Here is a 23,084-nt window from a genome sequence, read left to right as displayed (position 1 = left end):
TCATGAATTCCTTGTGCCAAGTAGAATCGCTTTGGTTTGGATCCGAGAGGCGAGAACCCCGTGCGAAAAGCTGATACGGCAACAGCCCAGCTCAAGGGTCGGTTGCCTGCTTTCTCTGTGATGGCGCTGGATAGACGGAGACACCCGATAGCAGACACGCTGTCCTTCGCGAACCCCTTCGACCAACCCCGCATCACGCAAGATACGCAAATGATGCGACACATGTGGCTGCTGCTTGCCCATCTCCACGACCAACTCGCTCACGCATTTTTCCTCTTTGAGAAGCGATTCCATAATCCTCAGGCGAGTCTCATCCCCCAACGCCCGCATGACGTCCGCACATTGCCCTCCCGTGAGGATCAGTTTTGTCATGCTAACTCGTCGTCTCGTCGGACATCCGTGCTTGCACTACATGCATATATATAGATTGCTCCATATATCAGACGTACGAAGTCGAGTCAATGCCGAAGAGAGACGGGACGGGATCAGGTTGGCTGGTAAGGTTTCTCTAAGTTGTTGAAATGCTGGAGCCGGCGACCCGGATTGAACGGGCGACCTGCGGTTTACGAAACCGCTGCTCTACCAACTGAGCTACGCCGGCACCTGGGTGAGACAGAAGGGGGGACTGAATCTCAGTCCGGCATGATAACGACCACCGGCGAGCCTGTCAATCAAGTAGTAGCCTCACCTACCCTTATGGACCAATCTGCATCGGATTGGGGGCTGCTGCGGATGGATCGGTAGGAAGGGGTGCGGGTTTCTGTACCGGAACCGGCTTGGGGTTATGGCCCCTCGCCACCGGATGGATTCGCACCATGCCTCCCCGCCCGGTCGCGGGCAAACAGAGCGCGTCTTGTTTGTTCCTGAACTGTTCACGGGCGACCAGCGCCGCCTGCCCACGGGCATATGTACAGAGTTCGCCGGCGATAACCGTTCCATCTCGATCCACATCAGCCATGCCCTGCAGCCCTCTTAGCAGATGATAGGTAAACAATCCGTGATTGCCTTCGTCGTACGCATGAGCTTCTTGCAGACTTCGATTGCCCACCATCCACATCTCCACATCTTTCCTTGCTTCGCTGACAGAGGATTCCCAGGCAGGCGCGGGGATGCCGGCGCCCGGAGACGGGTCCATCGAGACATCGAACATCAGAATCGCCCGGCGGATCGGCAGTCGCGAGAGCGCTTCCTGAAGGCGGGCGAGGGGATACAGCTGCTTCGCTTCGGAAAATGCGCCATCATACGGCACGAGCGAGATCGCGCCCGTCCCGCCGTCGACGAGTGCTCGGCCTGCAAAAAATACATACACAACGGTCTCCCGATCCGCCCGCTTTCGAAGCCATCGCTCGAAGGTGTCTTCCAAATCCCGTTCGAGAGCCTGTCGGTCGAGGAGTATGCGGATGCGCTCGCCTGGGACACCGCCGATGATACGGAGATATTCGGCCATGACTTCCGCATCGTGGCGGGCATACTTGACGGTCGGCACCAGTTCATCTCGAAACGTCCCGACGCCGATCGAAATAATGACGGCCTTCGGCTGATGAAACGCCGCCAGAGCATTCGGCAGGTTATCGACATCCGGAACCAAGGCCGGCTCGATGCCCTTGGGTTTGGCCGCGAAATGAAAGACCTTGGGGGGGGGACTGGACATGACCGGACTCATCGTCCGCAAGTTCAGGGTCAATTCTCCATACAGAGCTTCTTGGGAGGCGGTCACCCGTTGTGTAATCGAGGTGTGCTTGATTTCGCCCGGTTGGAGTAGGCCGAGGTGGACTTCGGAGGGAAACAAGGCCGCCAACTCGGCTTTTCCTTCCGCCATCAGCGTCACATCTTGCGCTGTTCCCGGGCCTTCGTTCTTCACTTCAATTTCGATCGTGATGGATTCATCCGGTTGGAGAAATTGGTCACGGTTTTCATCTCGGACGATGGCACGAAAACTGAGCTGGGCCGGCTCACCGGTCGTGGTCGAAGCCACCTTCGGTGAATCGTCCGCCGTCTCAATCACCGTGGGGAGTAACGTACCGGCCCCCGCTGCTGAGGCCTCTACGGAGGGGCGTCGACGTGCCGTCACCGGGACCCATGTGTTTTGTTGAGCCGCGTATTCCCTGATCTGCATCGATTGCGCGATCTGTTGAGCCAAACCGCGGGTCGCCGAGTCGATGGCGTTCTGGACAATGCTCTCCACCCCCTCTACGTCACACGACTGTCCCCCGACCGCTACTGTGCCGCGACCGGTACCTTCCAACTTCTTACTGAAGAGTAACGTTCCGTCGCGCGCCAAAAACACCATTTCCATTCCCACCGTGGCCGTTGCCGGATAGGTTCCCGGCTTCTGCTTTGGGACGGCGATCTCGAGCCTCCTCACCCCCACTCCGATCTCGACCACTCCGTCTGACGCGATGGGTTCATCAGCTTGGCTCTGAGCCTGGACGCCGGTAAAGACTCCCGTCAACTGTTTTGGAACGGAGGAGACAAGTGCGTCAGCCAGGGCCAATGATCTCCTGTCGCCACAACCATCGTGGTAGGACACCTCCGCCGTGGTCACGCTAGGCGAGAACCAGATCACCGGCGTCAGTGGAATCGGTTGAGCGCTGACCGGTTCCGTCCCTCGTTTGAGCAGCGAACAGCCGCCCCCGGACGACGCAACCGCCAAAACCACGCAGAAGGCAATCGCATGTCGACAGGGCAGGAAATAGACCGTCAGTATGGGTTGTAGCTTGTTCACGTTGTGGTTATACCGAATTCACACTGGCCTCACAACCGGGGGGAGACGCATTGACAGCCCATTTCACGTGGGCTAAGGTCGCGGCATGTCAGGTCCGGCCGCGTCATCATCCGCCTCCTCGGGTATTTTTTGGTCTGCGCTTGCCCGATTGATCCGGCTGCCGAACCAAACCGGCACCTATCTCTTACTCCTACCCACGCTATGGAGTCTCGTGCTCGCCGCCCGAGGAATTCCGCCGCCCCGCCTCTTAATTATTTTCATCGGCGGATCGTTCCTCATGCGAAGCGCCGGCGTCATCATGAACGATTTGGCCGATCAAACGTTCGACCGACAAGTCGCCCGGACCAAGACGCGGCCGTTGGCCTCCGGCGAATTATCGCGACGCGACGCGCTGATACTGCTCAGTGTACTGCTTGTTATGGCGGCAAGCCTCCTGCTCTTCCTTCTGCCGATCGTGACCTGGCTCGCCCCGGTCGCGGTCTTTCTTGCCGCCCTCTACCCATACTCCAAACGATGGATCCATATCCCGCAAGCCATGCTTGGCCTCGCGTTCGGCTGGGGAACGATCATGGCCTGGGCTGCGGTGCAAGGGCAATTGGACACCCCGGCGTGGTGTCTCTTTGGAGCAACCGCGGCCTGGGCCGTAGCCTATGACACGATCTACGCGATCCAGGACCAGGAGGATGATCGGCGCGTTGGGGTCAAGTCCGCCGCCCTGTACTTCGGGTCTTCAGTTCACCAAGGCGTGGGCTTGGCGTTCGGTATCATGCTGGCGTGCTTGACCGCTGCAGGGTGGTTTGCTCAGCTAGGGTGGCCATATTACATAGCGCTTTTGGGCGTGACGGTATTTTTCTTTCTCCAGATCAGGCGGCTCCGAAAGCCAATAACCCCTACCCACGCCTTTGCCATGTTCCAACAACACGTATGGGTCGGTGTGGCGATTGTCGTCGGACTTCTCGCGGGAACGGGCTAAGGTTTTTCGACCGGCTTCTCGGCTACGGGCTCCGCCTTCGGTGCACGCAAGGTGGCCACATACATGGTCACGGCTTTGGCATCCGCATCACTCAAACCCAAGGCCGGCATCCGCGTGTGCGCATCCATCGCCTGTGGATTCTTGAGCCAACGATACACCCACGTGGCATTCAATCGAAAGCCAGCCCGATCCAACACAGGACCGATCTTGCCGCCTTCACCGCCGACATTGTGGCAACCGTTGCAGCCATACTTATTTTCGTAGAGTCGTTTGCCGCGATCGACCAATTTTGCAACGTCTGCGGGCTTGGTCGTCAGATCCGGCCTAGATATACTGAGTCCCTTTCCCGGTCTCGTGGAAAAATTGTTGAGGGCGACCTGAGCGGCATCCATCTCTTTTTTGGCTTGCCCCATCGCCGCTTGTTCAGCCGCATAGACGGACTCATCCACATCGACATCTTTCTTCAACTGCTCACTCTTCCGCTCCGCTTCGTCGCTGGCTTTCTTCTCCGCCGCCTCATAGGCTTGTTTGGCCTGTTCAAACTTGGCTTGCGCGGTCTTCAACCCTTCTTCAAGCGAGGTCTTGCGCGCCGCGACGTTAAACTCCATCTTCATGCCATGCAACGTACGCACATGCCCGACGATCGCCCAAATTTCATCCTCAGAGAGCGTATATTTGAATGTCGGCATCGTGGGCACGGCAAAGTCGTCGTCGCCGATCGTATCGCCGCCTTCCTCGCTGGTATCCAGCATGTCCCGCGAGATGGTCGCGAAGAGCTCCTCATCCTTGAAGGTACTCATTTCTCCCTTATTGGAGAGATCCTTCGGCTTTGGATCCGGCATGGACGACCAATTGAATCCTTCGTTTTGCTTGCCGCTCTCGCCATGGCAATCGCTGCAATAATGGGTATAGAGTTCATGGCCTCGCTTTTCCTGTTCGCTCGCGCAGCCACCGGCGATCAAAGCCACGCCTCCGATCACACCCACCGCCAATCCTATGAGACCCAGCCTTGGCGCCTTCATGCTCACTGCCCTTTCTTGAGTTTTCGGATCAGGACAAACTGAAATCCCAAGGCTAATGCAGCGGCGATGGCCGCGTACATATAGCCGGAGTAGTCCGGCGGGGCATCGGCTCTGAAATACCACCAGGACGAGACGGCTTTTTGAGACCCCTTTTCAACCAGCTCACCGACGGCATCTTTTCGTCCATCCCATACGGCAAACGCGATGCTGATAAATTCGCCCGGCGTAATTTGGACATCCTCGTCGGGATGGTCGGTCGACAGATTTCTGGAAAAGACCACTTTCCACGCTCCGTTCGAGTACGTCCCCTTCGCTTTCACATCTTGATGCGTTTGCGGCTTCAAGGTGCCGAAGCCTTTGGCAGTCATATCGGTGGCCTTGTCGGACTTATTTTTCCAAAACCAAATATTGACCGGCCCGCCTTCCACCTGGAGCATCGGCTGACCATGGGCAAAGTGGGCCTTTTTGTCGCCTACCATGAACTCGAACGCCGCGGCGTCGTCAGGATCCTGGCTGGGGTCGCTATACTCAAGAAGAAAAACCACTTGTTTGCCGTCGTGCAACGCGCGCACCGAGACGTCCTTGACGGTGACTTCCTGAATGCGGTTCGGCCAATGCACTTGCGGCGACATCGGAAATGTCGCAGGCACCGCACTGCTCCAAGCCGCAGCGTTCGGATCGTCAAGGGGCAGGCCACCCGTCACAAGTGTCGCCCGAACGGCCACGCTCTCCTGCGCAACGCTGAACGGCACACCCCCAATGATCATGGCCGCGATCACAGCCGTTCCACCCCGCAGAACCTGCTTCATCAACTGAGTCGCCGGTTTCATACTACCCTCGCTCTCCTACACCTAATGCAGGATGCTGAAAAAGTCCGCCAGCTTCGTTCTCGCATCGCACGCCTCGCAAAGTCGGCGATGCGGGCTCAGAGGCTCCACGTACCGAAGGGTACGCCTCGCCCCTTCACTCGCTGCGACCTTGCCGGACCGCCGGAAATTATTCTGGCATTAGCACCGTACGGAAATTCCGGCCACATTTGGATGTCAACCGAGTTTTCCCGTAGCCAGCTAGATTGTCCACACTGCTTTTCTGCCTTACTCCCATGTTCGTGGGGACTGATGGGCTCCGTCGTATTCGCCCAGGATAATCTTCCAAATCCATTCGTCCGGCAATTCCGCTTCCCAACGAGGCATGGCGGACTTCCATGGCGCGCCCTCGATCGGAAGTCCGACGCCGCCTTTCTTGATCCGCCAGAAGAGGTAACTTTCCTGTAACATGGCGATCGTCGTCGGATCGGCAAAATTGGCCGGCGGCGGATTATACCCTCTTGCGGCAGGCCCTTTGCCGTCAAAATTTCCACCATGACAAGGGGAGCAAAAAGCCGCATAAAACCCTTTGCCCTGCATGATATTTTCCGGAGTCTTCGGGACAGGGTTCGACAGCCCCGTATACTCCCCGGGCGGCGCAGGATGTATCGTTCTACTCTCCGCCGGCGGCGCATCACTCGAGGCGGTGCTGCCGTACGTTTGCCAGCCTACCAGCAGAGGAAACAGAACCAGAACCCCATAGCGAAGCACCGTCAACCCTCCGATATTCTCCCCGGTCAGAAACCGTTGCATCGGTCCCCAAAAGGCATCTTTTGATTCTCCGCTCAATGTCTCAAAAATGACGATGCCGGCCGCAGTCAGCAGGAGATACAGAAATATGAGGCTGGAGGGAAGGGGCGCTGAGCCTGGGATATTCGGCAGCACGAACTTCAGGAACACATACATAGCTACCATCAGTATGATCGGTTTCCCTAACGCGCCCATATGTTCCTCCTAGTGCGCTTGTGCAATGGCTAATGGAGCAGATGCGGCTGCTTTGACCGGGGCCGGCGGTGCCTGGCCCGGCATTTCGAGCTCCGACGTGCTGACAGAGATCGGCTCCCCGCTCATTTGCTGCAGAAACGCGATAACGGCCAAGATTTCATTCTTCGAGAGCCCGATCGGATCCTTATTAATAGCGGGCATCGTGGCTGGATATTCCTTCGGCACGCCGCCATGACGATAATCCTGATACACGAACGCCTGAGGATCAGTCAGGCTTTCATAGAGGAAATCCTTGCTCAGCTTGGCGCCGATTCCCTTCAAATCCGGGCAACGGGCCGATTCACTTGGGCCGATGGAATGACACAGCGCACATTGGCCTTTGCTGAAGAACACCGTTTGCCCGATGGCGGCGATGTCCGTCGGGGTCTTGATGCTGGCGATGTCGATCTTTTCCTCGGCCGGAGGGAGAGACGCCAACTGCGGAACGGCGAGTGACATGAGCGAGAACAACCCCAATACGATGGCGACAAACCCCGTCACCCTAATAAACACGGCCTTAATGAACAACAGGATCAGAATTCCGATCCCAATGATGGACAGTGCGATCAATTGTAATTGTGCGACTTCACTCATAGCTCTCCAACTCGTACGTGTGTCGTGCGGTGTCTTCTTGATGCATGACTTTCACCTATTGCTGTGGCCGCTCTTCCGGAGCCCCTCCGGCCATCGCCGGGATGCCGTGCGGCAAGTCTCCCTTTCCTGTTCCGGAAGCGGTCTTGTACTTATCGCCCATGGTGGCGACCCAGAAGATAAACGCCACGAGAATGCAGAAGAAAAACGTGCAGAAGGCCATAATCAGCGAGGCGCTGCCGAGAGCCGGCGAATAGGCGTACGGCGACGTATCGCGCATCACCCCATACACATGCCAATGGACGCGGGACGAGGACCGGGCGTAACCCATCAACGTCATGAGGAGGATGACCATGACGGCATTGAGGACGAGGGCATAGCCGGCGCGCGGGGGCATGCTGCCCCAGACCATCTCCGTCGTCGTCTTGGCACTCTTGAGCAAGAGCGCTGTCAAGGGGGTGATCGTGAGAATGACGAAGCCCACGATCGCGACCTGAGAGGTAGAGAAATAATTGATGCGAACGATCGCCGGGACAAAGTAGCCCCATACCCCAAGGACGATGACGGCGATGCTGGCCAGCACCAACACGGCGCCCATGACCGCCTTTCCCAGCTTCGCCCATCCCGCTGTATCTTGCTTCCCAGCCCGCCAATACATGACGAAGCTCATGAAGGTAATCAGAATCATGAGATTCGACACCGTCATTTTAGCCGACATGACACCGAGAACCCCAAGCAACGGGTGATGAGCCCCTCCCATTTTCTGAGCCTCTTCAATGCTGGCGACCAGCGAGTGCGGGGTCATCCACACAGCCAAACACAGCAATAAACTGATCAGCATCATCAACATGGCTCGGCGGTATTTTTGCTCCGACCCGGGGATGCGATAGGTAATCCCAAGCCAGAAGTAATAGTTCGATCCGAGGAACAGCACCCCGATCAACATGGCCTGAATGATGAAGAGCCAGGACAGGAATCCCCCCATCAGCGTAATGCCCATCTGCTGGTTGTACTGGTAGATCTCCCGCATGAGCCAATAGCCGGCAAACGGCAGGGCCAGCAGACCGAACACGCCGATAAAGTTGCCGACATACCCCATCCAATCGTAATGCTCCCGTTCTTCGGCGCTCTTGACCGATAAGTACCGGACGCCTGCATAGGCTCCACAGATGTATCCGCCCAGCACGACGTTGGCGATGAGCCGATGGATATTGATCGGCCACCACGTCGGGTTCCACGTCGCGGCCCAGGCCCTTTCAAAGGCGGTCCCGTCTGAAATCACGACCGGGCTGGACTGGAACGTGGCCCAGGCATTGGGCACAATCATAATGAACAAAGCGAAGAAGTTCAGGAGAAACCCAAGAAACACGTGCAAGGTCTTCTTCCTGCCGTGCTGCATGGCATCCCATCCGTACCAGTACAGATACAGCGTCGCCGTTTCCAATAAGAACAGGAAGCAATAGAGCAAAAAGGAAGGGAAAAAGACGTCCGTCAAATAGTTCATCAGCTTGGGGTAAAACGAGACTAAGAGAAACAACAAGATCCCGCCGAACAACGCGGTGGTCGCATAGGCAGAGGTCAGGAGCTTGGTAAACTCTTTTGCGAGCTTATCGTAACGTTTTTCGCCCCCTCGCCAAGCGATCACCTCGCAGAGCCATGCGAAGATGGGCACGCCCAAGACAAATCCGGCAAGCAGGAGATGCAACTGCGCCACGATCCATACGAGATTCCGACTGCCGACATAGGGGATATCCCGATATTCCGTCGGACCGGCCGCCGTGCCTTCCGCCGCGATGCCGAGCGAAGGAAGCGCCAGCCAGACTGCCGTCAACAAGAGACCTCCGAACCATCCGCCCTGGTTTCTGACGGTTCGAAAAGCTGATTGAATCGTTTCCGTCTCTTGTCGTATGGCACTCACCACATCACCTCGTAAAGTTACGGTTTCGCCTTGGCAGTTGAATCCACGATCGTTCCGCCTTCGGTCTTCCCCTTGCCCTTTGTTTTTTGATCTTTTGCGGCGACCTTTTGCTGCTCCATGGTCTCGATTTGCGCCGCTAGCGTCGCAACACGCTGAGCGCTGCTGTTCAACGACTCGACCGGTTTGAATGCCGGCTCGACCCGTGCGTCTGGTTTTTTACAGCAGTCGTGCGGATGGGGAGTCGTCACGGGCAGTATCGACCAAAACATCACCGAAAACACGATGCCCACGCCCGCGAGCGTCGTCAACAGCAGCCCTTGATCGGTCGGCACACGCATCAGGTCCCAGCGCGTAATGAGTCCTTGATAACTTTCTGAAGTCGGTTTGCAATCTTCCGAAATGCGCCGAATGATTTGTCCAAAAATGGAGACTCCGATCAGCGAGAGGACGGTCAGTAAGGCTGAAGAGATGGTTCCCCAGATGGTCAGTTCAAGACCTATCCGTTCGGCTATCGGCAGGCCGTTGTCAAAGAGGTGCCGAAGACTTTCTATTTCGGCCATCGAGTGAGACGCGGTAATCGCGTTATCCGTGACGAAACTCACGGCACCCCAGAGCGCCGGGAGAAAGAAGGCCCCCACGAGAGCGGCTCTCCACCAAATGGCAAGTCCAAGCCCTTCGGGCGGCTCTTTCCTGAGTCGCTCAAGAAAAAACGTGCGGCCAACCAGGCCGAGGGCCCAAATATCGACCGGGATCGAGAGCCAGAACAGGATCTCGAGGCCGATCCCTTCGCCAAAGTGCGTCCCAAACACGGCCATGATGATCGGAATCGCAAAGACGGTGACCGGGCTGATCAGCAACATCACCACGGCAAGCCCGAATCTCCCTTCGAAATGCACCAATCCCATCGTCAAGAGAAGAACGGCAAACACCGACTTCACCACCATACCGGTCCAACAGGCGGACCAGAGGATGCTGAACCCTATCTTCGTTGGAGACATGGAGTCGCGTTCTTCAGCCATAGCCCACGTATACCAGAATCAGTCTAGGAACTCCCGGTTAATCACCGACGCCACCGTGAACAAGACGATGACCACCATGATGGCAATCCAGCTGATGAGGGCGATCGGCCGTTTGAAAATATTTCGCTCGGGATCCTTGTCGATGAACGGAAGCGCGACGAGCAAAGCCATGAAGGCGACGGGCAACGCCACGGCCCCCATGAATTGGCCAAACTCGCCGGCGAACAGTTTCAACCGAAGGAGCTGGAAGTAGAACAGAAAATACCATTCAGGCTCGGGATGGTAGTCCCCGGGGTCGGGCGCTGCCTCATCCAAGAGGACCACCGGCTCCCAGAGAGCCAATGCGCAGATACTGAAGAAGACGAACGCCATCCCGACCATGTCTTTCCAAATTTGACGGGGAAAGAAATAGTCGGTCTTTGCCTTGATCTCCTCCACCGTGCCGGTGAAGGGACCGGCGGGAGCGGCCACGCGAAACAGGAATATGTGCAACCCGGCAAGGGCCATGAGCGCGGCCGGGAGAATCATGACATGCAGGACAAAAAAACGACTCAAGGTCATCTGCCCGGGAGTCGGCCCACCTTTCAAAAACCGAGCGATAAAATCACCGATAACGGGGGTCTTATCGAGAATCTCGACACCAACCGTCGTCGCCCAGAACGCCCGTTGATCCCAGGGCAGGAGATAGCCGGTAAAGCCGAAGGTAATGACGACACCCAATAGGGCCAGACCAACGATCCAGAGCAACTCTCTCGGCTTTTTATAGGCACCCCACAGAAACACCTGCGACATGTGAGCGATCACACAGACGACCATGGCGCTGGACCCCCAGAAATGGTAGCCCAGGATGAACCAACCATAATCGACATCGTGAATGATAAATTGCGTACTGGCCCATGCATGGTCCGCCGTCGGCACATAATAGAACATGAGCAGCGTACCCGTCAGCGCCTGCATCGCAAAGATGAAGAGCAAGATAGAGCCGAACACATAGGCCCAGCGAGAGCCGCCGGGGATCGGCTCGTTGAGCATCTTGGCCTGCATTTCCTTGAGGCCGACCCGTTCGTCCAAGAACGCGACGAGCTTTTCCATCGTGCTGGGCTGATGATCGGAAATCGTTGCGGGAGATGACTGTTTACTATCCATATCGACCGCCAGCTTTCAAATGATCCGAATTTGCGACTTCGTACCGGCCTTGAACTCCATGTCGATGACCTCAACTTCCCCCGCCGCAGAAACCCTCACGGGCAAGGCGTCGAGCGCGCGCGGAGCCGGACCGTCGAGCACCTGTCCCGCAGCATCGTAAATGCTGAGATGGCACGGGCAGAGAAACACCTGTCCGAGTGATTTATGTTGCCGCCACTTGAACGCGCACCCCAAATGCGGGCACTTGCCGGAGAACGCCAGGTAGGGAACGTCTTTCTTGTTGGTCCAGATCGTCCTCCCTCTGGCATCACGGAATTCGGCATCCTTCCCTTGATACACTCTCTCAAGAAGCTCCGGAGTGGCGCGCAACACCCAGACGTTTTTATCGACTTCGGCCTCCGGCATATACACTTCTTTGACCTTTTTTTTGTACTTAAACTGCACACCAACGTCGTCCTGCTTGATCTTGCTGACATTCCCGACCTTCAACCATTCGTTGTCGAAATCCGCGTACATCGGCTTCATGAGAAAGCGGACGATCGGATACGCAATGGGAAGACCGATCAAAAACCCGATGACGTTGGTGAAATTCATGAAAAACGTGCGGCGTTTGACACTTTTCTCCAAATCCGGCAGAGGCACCAACACCTCGCCCGGAGTCACATGGATATGGTCTTCGAGATGCGAGATCTCCACTTCATGCGTGGTGACATAGTCGTCCCGCTTGAAAGGAGGTAACGCGAGAATTTCCGTTGACGGCGCGCGCAACTGCACAAGATCGTCCGTCACGACCTGGACATGGCCCATGGCGACTTGCCGTTCGCCGCTCCCGTTCATCGACACCACGATGTGGCTGATCTCGTGGGAAAGCGGATCGAGCACGACCTTCGTGACTTCACCAATGTCGTGGTCGGTGCACCGGACCTTGGATTTCAGCTTCGGTTGCAGCATTAGTTCTTCTTGATCGGCTTGGGGGTATTCACCGAGGTGTTCTTGAAGGTCCCTAACCAGGCGGCAAGGGCCTGCATTTCTTTGGGGTCCATGAGATCCTTAAACTTGTTGGGCATAATGCCCTTCTGCCATTCCTTCTCATATCCCTCGGCCATAAAGCTCTTAGGGTCCGCAATCTTCGTTTGAATCTCATCGACAGTCAGCAAGGTACCGATATTATCCAATTCGGGGCCGCGTTTCTTTCCGCCTTCGCCCCTCAGCTTGTGGCAGTTGTAACATTCCTGCAGTTGCCACTGCTCCTCACCCACCTTCATAATATCGCCGTCACCCCCGGCAGACGCACCGGCTGTCGAAGGAGGCTTATTCCCAGCAGGAGGCGCCGAGGTTGCCGTTGCAGCCTGACCGCCGCCCAGTCCCTTAAGCCGGTCCTCCAGAGCCTTCACTTGCCCATCGAGAGCCTTGGCTCGGGCAATCAACTCTTCCGCCTTACCCTGCGCGGACTGCTTTCGCTCTTTATCCAACAACTTGCCGATCTTTGCCTTTTCGTCTTCGGGGTCAAACTGAGGCAAGAGGGACGGTCCAGCGACAGACACGGTCAGCATGAAGACCCAGAACGCGATCACGGCCAATAGGGACTTCCCACCGCTCATCGTACCGAGCGGCCGCGCGTCAAGCAGTATGAAAACCAATGCCCCGACCAACGAGACGATGAAGAAGAGCAATTGGAAAGAGAACGGCAGCTCCTGCGAGTGCGTGATGGCGACAAGCACACCGCCAACCACTAACCCCAAACCCAGCTTATTGATTATGTTCCCCATGCAAATTCCCGTTGCCTTGGCAGGCGTTCGAAACGGTGATTATTTGGCCGCGATCGGAACGGCGCTTCCCTCCGGCTCCCGCACCCGCGCAACGGAAGTCCGAAGAGCCACAAGCGCAGCCACGCTAACGACCGCGATAAACACGACGGTAATCGCTGTAATCCATCCCGCGGAATACGAAAGCGTCGGAGTAAACGATTCCGGGCCGAGATCCGACACCAAACTATAGGTATGGAAATATTTTTTGAGCAATGACCGCACCGCCCCCATCAAACCCATGATCCATGTCGAGGTGAAGGCCAGGAAAATCAACACGAATTGCGACGCGAAGTCGATTTTTCCCCAGAGAATCGTGCCTTGCTTGATGGTCCGGTTATACAGAACGAAGTTGACAACCGTTACGAACACCAACGTCAAAATCGCAGAAAGTTTTGCCGGCATCGACGCCAGATAGTCCCATCCCTCCGGCAACTTCATCTCATCCGGCATATCGGTGCCGGTGGCCACAAATCCGGCCGGAGTCAGCCAGACGGCATCGCTGAGGAGCATGACGATAAAGCCGATCTTGATGACGGTCCTCGCGGAAACGGTCATTGGAACGAACCGACCCAGCAGGAACGGCGATACCGCTAAGGGCAGGAGGAATACCAGGGACATCGGATCTGGAATCCAATAGGTATTCATGACCCACATCGTGACGGGGAGCAACACCACCAAGACGATAGGCGCGAGAATGGTGATCCGAACATTGTCCGCGCCTTCGATTCGCTTGAGGCTGAGCCAACTGTAATAGTTGATAGCCAAGAACAGGAGCCCGATCATCACCCCCTGCATTTCAAAGAACATGGACAGCTGGTCGGCCATCATGTACGGACAAAACGAAAAATCGTAATCGCACATTTCGTAGGCCAACAAGAGTCCCGTGAACGGCTGTAACAATGACCCACCCACCGCAATCCAAATGGCGGCGAAACCCATCCAATCGTAGTAGGCCCTCTCCTCCTGCGTCTTGGCCCCCATATACATGTAGGCAGCGATCATCCCGGCGATAAAACCCCCGAACGCCACATTCCCATCAATCCGGTGAAGACTCAGAGGGAACCAACTTTGATTGGCAATCTTATCCCACAAGGTAGCCGCGGCGATAAAATCTTGAGGCGAAACCCCCTCGGCCTTCGGCGGTGTATTCATGAACGACGTGGGGCCATTGATCACGAACAAGATCAGCAAACACACGAGATTCAAGAGCACGCCCAAGGCGATATGACGCCCTTTCTTTTCGCCCTTCCACATATCCCATGTATAGAGATAGGCATACATGAGAATGGTCTCGGCGATAAACAACGCCGGATAGAGAATCGCAAAGACCATATAAAATTGATTAATGAACGACGTGGTAAACTGCGGATAGGCCGCAAGTAGGACGAAAATAAACAAACCGCCGGTCACAGCCGTCATGCTGAAGAGGATGACCGTGACCTTTGTGATCTCTTTCGCCAGTCGATCATAACGTGGGTCTTGCTTCCGATAGCCCAACCACTCCGAAATGACGACAAAGATCGGCGCGCCCAGGATGAACGCGGCAAACAAGATATGAAGCTGGGCGACGATCCATACAGCCGTTCGATTACCCGTGTACGGAAACTCCACCGGAGACATCCCAGACTCCTGGGCGCTCACGCCGGCGACACCAAGCACACACGGCGCCAGAATTGCTGCAAGAGTCAGGAGACTGCGCGACAGTTTTTTCACGGTGCCTCGATGCCCCCTATGCTTTTCTTTCTGTCCATATAATCCACACACCCTACTTAGCGTCGGTCAAGACTACCGCAAGACCTCCGGAATCGACCCACTGCTTTTTCTCTTCACTCCAGGTCTTTCCCGCCATTGCAAAATTCCGCTCATACAGCACAAGCTTCCAACGATCTTCATCTGAGAGCTTGCTCTTCCAGCCCTTCATCTTGGTATTGGGTACACCCTCGGAGATGCGCCAGAACCACACAGAGTCTGAATAAAGCTTCATCCTCTCAGGATTTCTGAAATCGGTGGCTCCCGCCTTCACCGGCTTTCCGTCTTTGCCATGGCAGCTGGCACAATTCACGTCGGGATTTGTCTCACCCACGTACAACTTCCGCCCTTGCTCAAACTTCTGAGCATCCCCCCACCAGTCTGCCGGCATATGTTTATCGGCATATTCAGCCGGAGGGGGAGGCGGCGGCACGATCGGCCCCTCTCCGCCTTGCTCTCCACCGCAACTCGACAACAGCCCGAGACTCATAACCAACACCGCGTGAATTGAGCCTATCCTCACATTCATTGCGATCCATCACTCTTGCATTGGGGGAGACTGTCGCCGAAACCACAAAGTGATCGAAAAAACGGCAGGCACACAAAAAAACGCTTCCGCCGAGGCACTTCACTTCCCCCAACAAAAGCGTTCTGCTTAGAATCGTTTCGATAGCCCTGCACAATACCCCTCGCCCCACTTCAGCCGATTCGGCGAGACACCCCGCAGCCCTCGGGCCCATTATCAGCTATTAAGATTTTCTTTTTCCCCGCGACTTCACCTTGACCCGCTGCCGCTGAGAACGGGCTAGCTTCATCCCGATCACACCGCCGACTACCGCAACCACCGCCCCGCCGCCCCACCAAATCCAGGAAGGAGGTCCACCCGCATCACAACCGGTTCCAAAGTTAACGCGGATCTTCCGGTCACTCTCTAGATCTTTTGGATCGAATTCAACTTTAAAGTTTTGCTGTTCCCCTCTTGCCTCTACCAAAAGGGGATCGCCCAAATTGTCGTTGTGCAGATGGAACATCGCCTTGTAGTAGCCATCCCCATCTGTCCGCACGACCTGACCGTACGAAATTCTCGTATCCTTGACAAGAACCTCGGTATTCGAAAGTCCCTTGCCGTCCGGCCCGCACACATAACCCTCCACCATGAAACGATGATCCGCTTCATGCGTGGCTGAAGCCACCGGTGGAAACATTATGCTCATTACTAGACCGCAAGTCAGGACAGACAGTCCTGCCAGACTTTGACTAGCAAGCTTCGAACTTGACCGCTGACTCGTCGCTCGCTCCTTTAAAAAATACACGCTCGCCGTATAACGAGCACGCTAGATTTGGGCAGGCGTTTCTAACACAGCACTCCATCTTTGTCAATGAAAAGGGAGGCGATTTCCCTGATAGACAAAGGTCTTGGACAATTTTGATTGTTAAGAATCGGCGGGCCGGCAGGAGTTCTAGAGATAGCCCTTTGTGCGCGCAACCGCTTCAATCTTTGCGGCTTCCGTCTGACGCTCGGACTCTTTTTTTGACACCCAGGACTCCCACGATTTTCCATTTGCCGTGTCTTCCCCGGTAAATGCAATCGTGGCAATTTCAGAGTACGGAATGCGCTGAGCATCCGGGCAGTCCGTGGAGAATAGCTCAAGATACGACTCGGAAGCGGCGACGTATCGATTGTAGAGATATCCGGTGACCGATTGGCCGGAACGGAGCGTTAACGTCACATCGCCACGATAGTCGAACGCGAGCTCGACGGCTTCCGTTATTTCCGCGGTAGAACTCGGCGTAAACACACGCCCTTCAAGAGAACCGGCCATGCCGGCTATATGATTCTTCGTGTCAGTCATTTGCAGGAGGCCGTTATCCGTGAATCGTCACTCGTTAAACGAAAAGAGTGCAAGGACTGCGATTAACGTTGAACGATTAACGAGACGTAGGCGACAGGGTCAATTTAGCTGTCCTCACAAATCCAGAGGCCGTGCTGAACGTATCCTCAACGGCCGATGCCTCGTAGCCGCAATGCACCATGCAATCGGCGCACTTTTCATTTCGGCCGGTCCCATACCGCTCCCACTCCGTCGAGTCCATCAGTTCCTGGAAGGTCGCGGCATATCCTTCTTGGAGTAAATAGCAGGGCTTCTGCCATCCGAAGACGTTGTACGTTGGGTTCCCCCATGGCGTGCATTGATACTCACGCCGACCCATAAGGAAATCCAAAAACAAGGGTGATTGATTGAACTGCCAACCCGGCTTGGGGCGAGCAAGGATCTTGGAAAAGAGTTCCTGAATTCGCGCCCGCTTCAAAAAATGTTGCTGATCCGGGGCCTTTTGATAACTATACCCTGGAGAGATGGTCATCCCTTCGACGCCGAGCGCCATCATTTCATCGAAAAATGTTCTGACCCGCTCTGGATTCGCATCATCGAATAAGGTGGTGTTGGTCGTCACCCGATGCCCGCGCTTGAGTGCCGCCTTGATCGCCCTGACAGCCACTTCATAGACCCCGTCCCGACAGACGGCTAAATCGTGTTCGTCCTTGAGTCCATCCATATGGACGCTGAAGGTCAGGTACTTCGAAGGCTGATACTCGTCCAGCTTTCGCTCCAAGAGAATGGCGTTCGTACAAAGATAAATATATTTCTTTCGGTCCACCAAGCCCTGGACGATTTTGGCGATTTCAGGATGAATGAGCGGCTCCCCTCCTGGAATACTCACCATGGGCGCTCCGCATTCTTCCGCCGCCGCCCAGCATTGTTCAGGCGTCAACCGCTTGTCGAGGATATGATCGGGATACTGGATCTTCCCACAGCCCGCGCACGCCAGGTTGCATCGAAAGAGTGGTTCGAGCATCAGTACCAAGGGATATCGCTTCACTCCCTTCAGCTTCTGGGAGAGCACATACGTCGCCACGGTATACATCTGGGAAATCGGAACAGCCATTCCGTTCTCCTTAACTAGTTCGCGTTGTTGTTCTTTCGGCCCTGTATATATGAACAGCTACGAACCGTAGCTGCACTTGGAAGCACAAGAATGGTCGGGATTGTAACATCTCACCTGAGAAGCGTCAATTTTTACGTCTTCCATTTCCTGGTCTTCCAGCCGTCACACAGACGCATGGAAAAGATCCCATCGCTCCATCCGCTGAACAGCAAGAAGTAATCCATTCGCGCCGAACCTGAAAGCGCGGGATCGTGCGAATGAAGAATGAGAGCCTAATGGTGGGGAAGTACCTATTCGCCGCGATTTGAATCGAACGCGGCGGCACAAGCGCAGTGAATAGCCGGACACTTGAGGAGTTTATCCGCGCGCGCCAGTCACCATAAAGCGTTAAATAGCGCGCGGGTCAACCAAAGGTTGGTATGGAGGCGCCGAGCGGGTTCGAACCGCTGCATCGCAGTTTTGCAGACTGCTCCCTTACCACTTGGGTACGGCGCCTCGGAACGTGCATTATAGTCGCTTCGTTTTCGGGAACACAACCCGAGACTACAGCTATCACCAGCCAGACCACAACTTCATGAGTCGGGCAAATTCGCTACGACGAAATGTTTCGGCATAAGCACGCAAGCATGGCCGGAGCAGGGTGCTAGGTGTCACGGACCATGCGGGAGTGGCCGGGCGGCATTTTCCCAAGACGCGAGCCGAGATCGCTCCCTGTGCCTCGGCTGCTCAGAAACAGCGCATACAGGATCAGCATGGCAATGCCAAGATGATGATAACTTTTCAGCGCTTCCCATTTGGCTGAACCCACAACCTCGTAATTCAAGACCATGGTCAACACCACATACACGGCCAGCATGATATATCCCGTGCGGGTTAACGCTCCGCTCAATCTCGCTGCGGCCGCTACGACGACACAGGCCGCCGGAATCATCCACACCAGGTGCTGGTCCCAGGTGATCGGAGAAAATAATAGGGCCAAGACCAAGGTTCCGGCGCAATCCCTTGCCCACGTAGGATCTCCCGGCCCTTGAAACGCCCGGCGACTCGACCACGCAAATACACCAAGCAGGCTGAGCGCGGCAACCCCAAAGATCCCGTTCGCGACGGGAGACGGCAGATCTAATACCGGTTGATATCCCGGATCCACCTGCCGAAGCCGATGAGTCGGCGGATATGTCACCAAATACCGTAACATGGTATGGCGGAGCGAGAGGTTCGCCTTCTGAAGCTCATTTTCCTGCCGACCCTCTGCCTGCCGATCAAGCACGGATAACACGGCATTCCTGGTCCATTCCGTGTGATGTTCCCACCAACTCGTGGGTCCCATATAGAGGACGGGCAGCAGAACCCACAAGATCGTCGCGAGCATCGTGTACGAGGCGACTCGCCATTGCCGCTTCCAAAGGAACAGCAGCACGAAGAGCGCCGGGGTAATCTTGAGCACGATGCCAAACCCAACCAACGCCGCTCCCAGCCGCTCTCTCCCAACCCATATCGCGTAGATTCCGCCGGCCAGAATCCCCAACAGGATGAGATGGGGGCCGCCGTCATCAAGATCATTCAAGATGAATTGCAGGGTCAACAGCCCTGCGCCGATGCCGACCACGAGCCGACTCCACACGTTCATGTCTGATCTGCCGCACAACATGCGGTGGAACAGCATGACAGTGATGACCAAACATCCGACAGCGACCGCGTACCGCAGGGCCAGGCTCGGGTTTCTGTTCAGGATAAGCAATGGGGAGAAATAGATGCCGGTCGTTGGTAAATACATGTAACAGTAATCGTTCGCGTAGAGATATTCCCCTGAGAGAAAGCGCCGTCCGATCTCGCGATGGATATCGATGTCACGGAAGTGAAATGACCGCCCAAAAGAGATGATGTAGCCGTGCACCGCTGCCGCGATCATAAGACCGACCTTCACCACTCTTACAGACAAGGGAGATCTGATGAACTCACTGAGTCGGCTGATGGTAGGCTTGGCTTCCATGATTCAGAGGCACAAATACATGACGCGGTGAAAGCGCGTCAATCGTTTCTTTTGTACAAGAGTGGGAAGCTTGATTATCGGTGAGTGTGACTATGTCTTCACAGCGCCCGTTACCTGAGAGGCAAGACCGGTATTTCTTTTCCTCGCGTCGAAGGATGATCGGATTGGGGCTCCAGCGATTCCCAGCCGTTCGAAGGGACAGATGCTATCGCTTCGCCGTTGCTTTCTGCTTCTTTTTCCTTGGCCAGCAATTCGACTTCTTCGATGAGTGTGTCCATCAATTCTTCCATGGGAACCTTGCGAACGAGCTTCCCTTTCTTGAATAAAATGCCTTTGCCCTCGCCGCCGGCAATCCCGATATCGGCCTCTTTCCCCTCTCCGATACCATTGACGACACAACCCAACACCGACACGTTCAACGGGGTCTTGATATGCCCGAGCTTCTTCTCCAATTCGTTCGCCATCCGGACGACGTCGATTTCAACGCGCCCACAAGTCGGGCACGCGATGACATTGATACCCCGATGACGTAATTCAAGTGACTTGAGAATTTCAAATCCGACTTTGACTTCGTCGACCGGATCCGCCGCCAACGACACACGCAACGTGTCCCCTATGCCCTGCGAAAGCAAGTACCCCAGGCCGATGGAAGACTTCACCGCACCCGTCATGGCCGTTCCCGCCTCGGTAATCCCGATATGCAAAGGATAATCGGACTGATGGGCAAAGAGCCAGTAGGCATCGATCGCGTGATGGACGTCCGAGGCTTTGAGCGACACTTTCATGTTGGTAAAGCCCACGTCTTCGAGCGCACGCACGGCGTTCAGCGCCGACTCGGCCAACGCCTCCGGAGAAGGCCATCCGTACTTCTCCAGCAATGGTCGTTCGAGCGACCCGCCATTGACGCCGACTCGAAGCGGAATTCCTCGCTCATTCACGGCCTTGATGACTTCTTCCACTTTCCACCACGCACCGATATTGCCGGGATTGATACGGACACAATCGACGATCTGGGCGGCCTTCAAGGCAAGCCGATGATCGAAGTGAATGTCGGCAATCAGCGGTACCGACATGGCCGCTTTGATGTGCGGAAGGGCTTGGGCGGCCTCGTCGTCCGGAACGGCCACGCGGATGATTTCGCAGCCGGCGGCTTCAAGCTGGTGAATCTGCGCGACCGTTGCAGTCACATCGCGTGTGTCCGTCGAACACATGGATTGCACGGACACGGGCGCATCGCCCCCGACCTTCACCTTGCCGACTTGGATTTGCCGAGTCTTGCGTCTGTTGATATGCATCGTCTGAACCGCTTAGCCCCCTACTGTTTACCGCTCACCTTTTACGTTTCACTGCCGAATCAGCTCCCCTGTTCATCTCCATGAGGGAGATGGCCGGCGAGCGCTGCACCTGTGAGGGGGGATTTTACGGCTGGGGCTTTACCGATCACTTCCTTCACGCTTTGATAGATTCCTTCAGCCGTCAACCCATACCGTTCCCGCAACAGATCCTGGGGCCCCTGTTCGATATACCAATCGGGCAGGCCTAGAACCTTTGTCTTCACGTCCGTCAGCCCGGCTTCAGAAAGGGTTTCCAGCACGGCGGACCCAAACCCACCGATCTTACAACCTTCTTCCACCGTCACGACGTAACGGACTCTCTTCGCCACATCGACGATCAATTCATGATCAAGTGGCTTGACGAATCGTCCGTTCACGACCGTCGTGGAGATCCCTTCATTACCGAGCCGTTCGGCTGCCTGAACAGCCTGCCACACTGAGACACCGATCGCAATGATCGCCACATCCGTTCCCTCACGGAGAAGCTCACCTTTCCCGAGAGGCAAGGCCTGAGGAACCGAGTCCATTTTCACTCCAAGACTCACCCCGCGTGGATATCGAACCGAAATCGGTCCGTTGAACTCCAAACAGGTTTTCACCATGTGCTGCAGTTCGTTTTCATCTTTGGGAGCCATGACAACCATATTGGGTACGTGCCGCAGGTACGCGTAGTCGAAGGCCCCATGATGAGTCGTCCCGTCCTCCGCGACGAGTCCTCCTCGATCAATGAAGAACGCCACTGGAAGATTCTGGGTGGCGACATCGTGCACGACCTGGTCATAGGCTCGCTGCAGGAAGGTCGCGTACATCGCCACCACCGGCTTCATGCCCTGCGTCGCAAGCCCCGCCGCGAACGTCACCGCATGTTGCTCGGCAATCCCGACGTCATACAGACGATCCGGAAACTCTTTTTCAAATCCCGTCAACCCCGTACCTTCACACATCGCTGCCGTAATGGCTACCACGCGCTTATCTTCACGGGCCAATTTGACGAGTGCATCCATCGCGATCGCCGTATACGAAGGGCGTGCTGCCTTTTTCGCTGGCGCCCCAGTCTCCCGAACAAACGGCGGGCAGGCATGGAACCACACCGGATTTTTCATGGCCGGCTCGTACCCGAGCCCCTTCTTCGTGATGATATGCAGCAGGACCGGCCCCCCCATCTTCAATACATTCTCAAGCGTGGGAAGGAGATGCTCGAAATTGTGGCCGTCGATGGGCCCACTGTACTGAAACCCCAGCTCTTCAAAGAGTAATCCCGGAAGAATCACGCCTTTCGCAAGTTCTTCGGCTCGGCGAGCGAGTTTCTGCATGTCGGAGCCGATGTGAGGAATCTTCCCCAGCAGCTGACCGGTCTCCTGGCGCACCTTGCCATAGAATTCGCCGGTAATCGTTCGACTCAGGTAGGCGGAAATGGCTCCCACGTTTTTCGAAATCGACATTTGGTTGTCGTTTAAAATCACGAGAAAGTCTTTTCCCAGTCCCCCGGCATGGTGCAGCCCTTCCAACGTCATCCCCGCCGTCATGGCGCCGTCGCCGACGACACAGACAACCTTGTTCTTCTGCTTCAACTGCTCTCTGGCCTCGACCATGCCGAAGGCGGCCGACACCCCGGTCCCCGCATGGCCGGCGTTGAACGTATCGTATTCACTCTCTTCCCGCTTACAAAACCCGCTCAATCCGCCATACTGACGAAGGGTGTGGAACTGCTCACGCCGGCCAGTGAGGAGTTTGTGCGTGTACGACTGATTGCTGGTGTCCCAGACGATTTTGTCGGTCGGCGTGTCCAGGAGATATTGCAAGGCGACCGTGAGCTCGACGACGCCTAAATTCGAAGCCAGATGTCCGCCCACATGTGAGACTGCTCCGATAATCTGTTCACGAATCTCCTGGCACAATGCCGGAAATTTGTCCGGAGACAACCGCTTCAGATCGGCAGGACTATGGATCGTCTTCAATATGGACATAGATGGTCTCCTTCGTTCACGCCTCATTAGCAGCTGGCCTACGTAC

20 protein-coding genes and 2 tRNA genes are annotated in these 23,084 nt (G+C 55.9%); 1 reads left to right on the top strand and 21 read right to left on the bottom strand.

From position 1 onward, the window contains the following. The 3 genes from COMA2_RS15485 to COMA2_RS15475 form a co-directional block, all read right to left on the bottom strand. Positions 1–372 (bottom strand): ArsR/SmtB family transcription factor, encoded by a 372-nt coding sequence (locus COMA2_RS15485; protein ID WP_090900294.1) that lies wholly within the window; start codon positions 370–372, stop codon positions 1–3. Positions 373–525: 153 nt separating this feature from the next. Next, positions 526–601: transfer RNA gene (locus tag COMA2_RS15480), tRNA-Thr, on the bottom strand. A 93-nt stretch (positions 602–694) separates the two neighbouring features. After that, positions 695–2,725, bottom strand: a complete 2,031-nt coding sequence (locus tag COMA2_RS15475; RefSeq protein ID WP_090900291.1) for a hypothetical protein — start codon at positions 2,723–2,725, stop codon at positions 695–697. A gap of 85 nt (positions 2,726–2,810) precedes the next feature. Here COMA2_RS15475 and ubiA point away from each other — a divergent pair, with 85 nt between their 5' ends. Then, positions 2,811–3,698 carry a 4-hydroxybenzoate octaprenyltransferase gene (gene ubiA / locus COMA2_RS15470; protein ID WP_090900288.1) on the top strand — a complete coding sequence of 296 codons (888 nt, stop codon included), beginning with the start codon at positions 2,811–2,813 and terminating at the stop codon, positions 3,696–3,698. Here ubiA and COMA2_RS15465 read toward each other — a convergent pair. The 18 genes from COMA2_RS15465 to dxs all read right to left on the bottom strand — a co-directional run bounded on the left by COMA2_RS15465 (position 3,695) and on the right by dxs (position 23,038). Then, positions 3,695–4,720: a c-type cytochrome gene (locus COMA2_RS15465; RefSeq protein ID WP_090900285.1), complete on the bottom strand. Its 1,026-nt coding sequence runs from the start codon at positions 4,718–4,720 to the stop codon at positions 3,695–3,697. The two genes, ubiA and COMA2_RS15465, sit on opposite strands and share 4 nt — an antisense overlap. 2 nt (positions 4,721–4,722) lie before the next feature. After that, entirely contained in the window at positions 4,723–5,550 is an 828-nt protein-coding gene (locus COMA2_RS15460) for an ethylbenzene dehydrogenase-related protein (protein ID WP_090900282.1), read from the bottom strand. A gap of 264 nt (positions 5,551–5,814) precedes the next feature. Next, positions 5,815–6,531, bottom strand: coding sequence for a c-type cytochrome (locus COMA2_RS15455; protein ID WP_090900279.1), 717 nt, complete (start codon positions 6,529–6,531; stop codon positions 5,815–5,817). Between the two features lie 9 nt (positions 6,532–6,540). After that, the gene (locus COMA2_RS15450; RefSeq protein WP_090900273.1) at positions 6,541–7,164 is read right to left on the bottom strand and encodes a c-type cytochrome; all 624 of its coding nucleotides are present in this window, start codon (positions 7,162–7,164) and stop codon (positions 6,541–6,543) included. 55 nt (positions 7,165–7,219) lie between these two features. After that, entirely contained in the window at positions 7,220–9,079 is a 1,860-nt protein-coding gene (locus COMA2_RS15445) for a cytochrome ubiquinol oxidase subunit I (protein WP_175304654.1), read from the bottom strand. Between the two features lie 17 nt (positions 9,080–9,096). After that, positions 9,097–10,077, bottom strand: a complete 981-nt coding sequence (locus tag COMA2_RS20305) for a hypothetical protein (RefSeq protein WP_175304653.1) — start codon at positions 10,075–10,077, stop codon at positions 9,097–9,099. Between the two features lie 39 nt (positions 10,078–10,116). After that, the gene (locus tag COMA2_RS15440; protein ID WP_090900267.1) at positions 10,117–11,244 is read right to left on the bottom strand and encodes a cytochrome b; all 1,128 of its coding nucleotides are present in this window, start codon (positions 11,242–11,244) and stop codon (positions 10,117–10,119) included. Positions 11,245–11,259: 15 nt separating this feature from the next. Continuing rightward, positions 11,260–12,195, bottom strand: coding sequence for a QcrA and Rieske domain-containing protein (locus COMA2_RS15435; protein WP_090900264.1), 936 nt, complete (start codon positions 12,193–12,195; stop codon positions 11,260–11,262). After that, complete coding sequence (locus COMA2_RS15430; protein WP_090900261.1) at positions 12,195–13,013, bottom strand: c-type cytochrome; 819 nt, start codon at positions 13,011–13,013, stop codon at positions 12,195–12,197. Before COMA2_RS15430 ends, COMA2_RS15435 begins: the two co-directional genes overlap by 1 nt. A gap of 39 nt (positions 13,014–13,052) precedes the next feature. Next, positions 13,053–14,765 (bottom strand): cytochrome ubiquinol oxidase subunit I, encoded by a 1,713-nt coding sequence (locus tag COMA2_RS15425; RefSeq protein ID WP_139077420.1) that lies wholly within the window; start codon positions 14,763–14,765, stop codon positions 13,053–13,055. Positions 14,766–14,817: 52 nt separating this feature from the next. Next, the gene (locus tag COMA2_RS15420) at positions 14,818–15,291 is read right to left on the bottom strand and encodes a c-type cytochrome (protein WP_175304652.1); all 474 of its coding nucleotides are present in this window, start codon (positions 15,289–15,291) and stop codon (positions 14,818–14,820) included. Between the two features lie 259 nt (positions 15,292–15,550). Beyond that, positions 15,551–16,006 (bottom strand): hypothetical protein, encoded by a 456-nt coding sequence (locus tag COMA2_RS15415; protein ID WP_090900252.1) that lies wholly within the window; start codon positions 16,004–16,006, stop codon positions 15,551–15,553. A 255-nt stretch (positions 16,007–16,261) separates the two neighbouring features. Further along, positions 16,262–16,654 (bottom strand): hypothetical protein, encoded by a 393-nt coding sequence (locus tag COMA2_RS15410; RefSeq protein WP_090900250.1) that lies wholly within the window; start codon positions 16,652–16,654, stop codon positions 16,262–16,264. A gap of 76 nt (positions 16,655–16,730) precedes the next feature. Next, complete coding sequence (gene hpnH / locus COMA2_RS15405; protein ID WP_090900247.1) at positions 16,731–17,747, bottom strand: adenosyl-hopene transferase HpnH; 1,017 nt, start codon at positions 17,745–17,747, stop codon at positions 16,731–16,733. A 420-nt stretch (positions 17,748–18,167) separates the two neighbouring features. After that, positions 18,168–18,242 (bottom strand) — tRNA-Cys (locus COMA2_RS15400). Positions 18,243–18,390: 148 nt separating this feature from the next. Continuing rightward, positions 18,391–19,737, bottom strand: coding sequence for a glycosyltransferase family 87 protein (locus COMA2_RS15395; protein ID WP_090900244.1), 1,347 nt, complete (start codon positions 19,735–19,737; stop codon positions 18,391–18,393). A 110-nt stretch (positions 19,738–19,847) separates the two neighbouring features. Further along, positions 19,848–21,032: a flavodoxin-dependent (E)-4-hydroxy-3-methylbut-2-enyl-diphosphate synthase gene (ispG, locus tag COMA2_RS15390; protein ID WP_245631056.1), complete on the bottom strand. Its 1,185-nt coding sequence runs from the start codon at positions 21,030–21,032 to the stop codon at positions 19,848–19,850. A gap of 59 nt (positions 21,033–21,091) precedes the next feature. After that, the gene (dxs, locus tag COMA2_RS15385; protein WP_090900241.1) at positions 21,092–23,038 is read right to left on the bottom strand and encodes a 1-deoxy-D-xylulose-5-phosphate synthase; all 1,947 of its coding nucleotides are present in this window, start codon (positions 23,036–23,038) and stop codon (positions 21,092–21,094) included. Positions 23,039–23,084: the final 46 nt, after the last annotated feature.

Source organism: Candidatus Nitrospira nitrificans, from assembly GCF_001458775.1.
Classification (GTDB): Bacteria; Nitrospirota; Nitrospiria; order Nitrospirales; family Nitrospiraceae; genus Nitrospira_D; species Nitrospira_D nitrificans.
The sequence above is the reverse complement of the archived record's forward strand: the minus strand, read 5'-3'. Positions and strand labels throughout refer to the sequence as shown.

Bases quoted from the DNA above. Each gene is read 5' to 3' on its own strand.
- COMA2_RS15485 (WP_090900294.1), bottom strand. From the start codon at position 372: ATGACAAAACTGATCCTCACGGGAGGGCAATGTGCGGACGTCATGCGG.
- ubiA (WP_090900288.1), top strand. From the start codon at position 2,811: ATGTCAGGTCCGGCCGCGTCATCATCCGCCTCCTCGGGTATTTTTTGG.
- COMA2_RS15465 (WP_090900285.1), bottom strand. From the start codon at position 4,720: ATGAAGGCGCCAAGGCTGGGTCTCATAGGATTGGCGGTGGGTGTGATC.
- COMA2_RS15460 (WP_090900282.1), bottom strand. From the start codon at position 5,550: ATGAAACCGGCGACTCAGTTGATGAAGCAGGTTCTGCGGGGTGGAACG.
- COMA2_RS15455 (WP_090900279.1), bottom strand. From the start codon at position 6,531: ATGGGCGCGTTAGGGAAACCGATCATACTGATGGTAGCTATGTATGTG.
- COMA2_RS15450 (WP_090900273.1), bottom strand. From the start codon at position 7,164: ATGAGTGAAGTCGCACAATTACAATTGATCGCACTGTCCATCATTGGG.
- COMA2_RS20305 (WP_175304653.1), bottom strand. From the start codon at position 10,077: ATGTCTCCAACGAAGATAGGGTTCAGCATCCTCTGGTCCGCCTGTTGG.
- COMA2_RS15440 (WP_090900267.1), bottom strand. From the start codon at position 11,244: ATGGATAGTAAACAGTCATCTCCCGCAACGATTTCCGATCATCAGCCC.
- COMA2_RS15435 (WP_090900264.1), bottom strand. From the start codon at position 12,195: ATGCTGCAACCGAAGCTGAAATCCAAGGTCCGGTGCACCGACCACGAC.
- COMA2_RS15430 (WP_090900261.1), bottom strand. From the start codon at position 13,013: ATGGGGAACATAATCAATAAGCTGGGTTTGGGGTTAGTGGTTGGCGGT.
- COMA2_RS15420 (WP_175304652.1), bottom strand. From the start codon at position 15,291: ATGAGTCTCGGGCTGTTGTCGAGTTGCGGTGGAGAGCAAGGCGGAGAG.
- COMA2_RS15415 (WP_090900252.1), bottom strand. From the start codon at position 16,006: ATGTTTCCACCGGTGGCTTCAGCCACGCATGAAGCGGATCATCGTTTC.
- COMA2_RS15410 (WP_090900250.1), bottom strand. From the start codon at position 16,654: ATGACTGACACGAAGAATCATATAGCCGGCATGGCCGGTTCTCTTGAA.
- hpnH (WP_090900247.1), bottom strand. From the start codon at position 17,747: ATGGCTGTTCCGATTTCCCAGATGTATACCGTGGCGACGTATGTGCTC.
- COMA2_RS15395 (WP_090900244.1), bottom strand. From the start codon at position 19,737: ATGGAAGCCAAGCCTACCATCAGCCGACTCAGTGAGTTCATCAGATCT.
- ispG (WP_245631056.1), bottom strand. From the start codon at position 21,032: ATGCATATCAACAGACGCAAGACTCGGCAAATCCAAGTCGGCAAGGTG.
- dxs (WP_090900241.1), bottom strand. From the start codon at position 23,038: ATGTCCATATTGAAGACGATCCATAGTCCTGCCGATCTGAAGCGGTTG.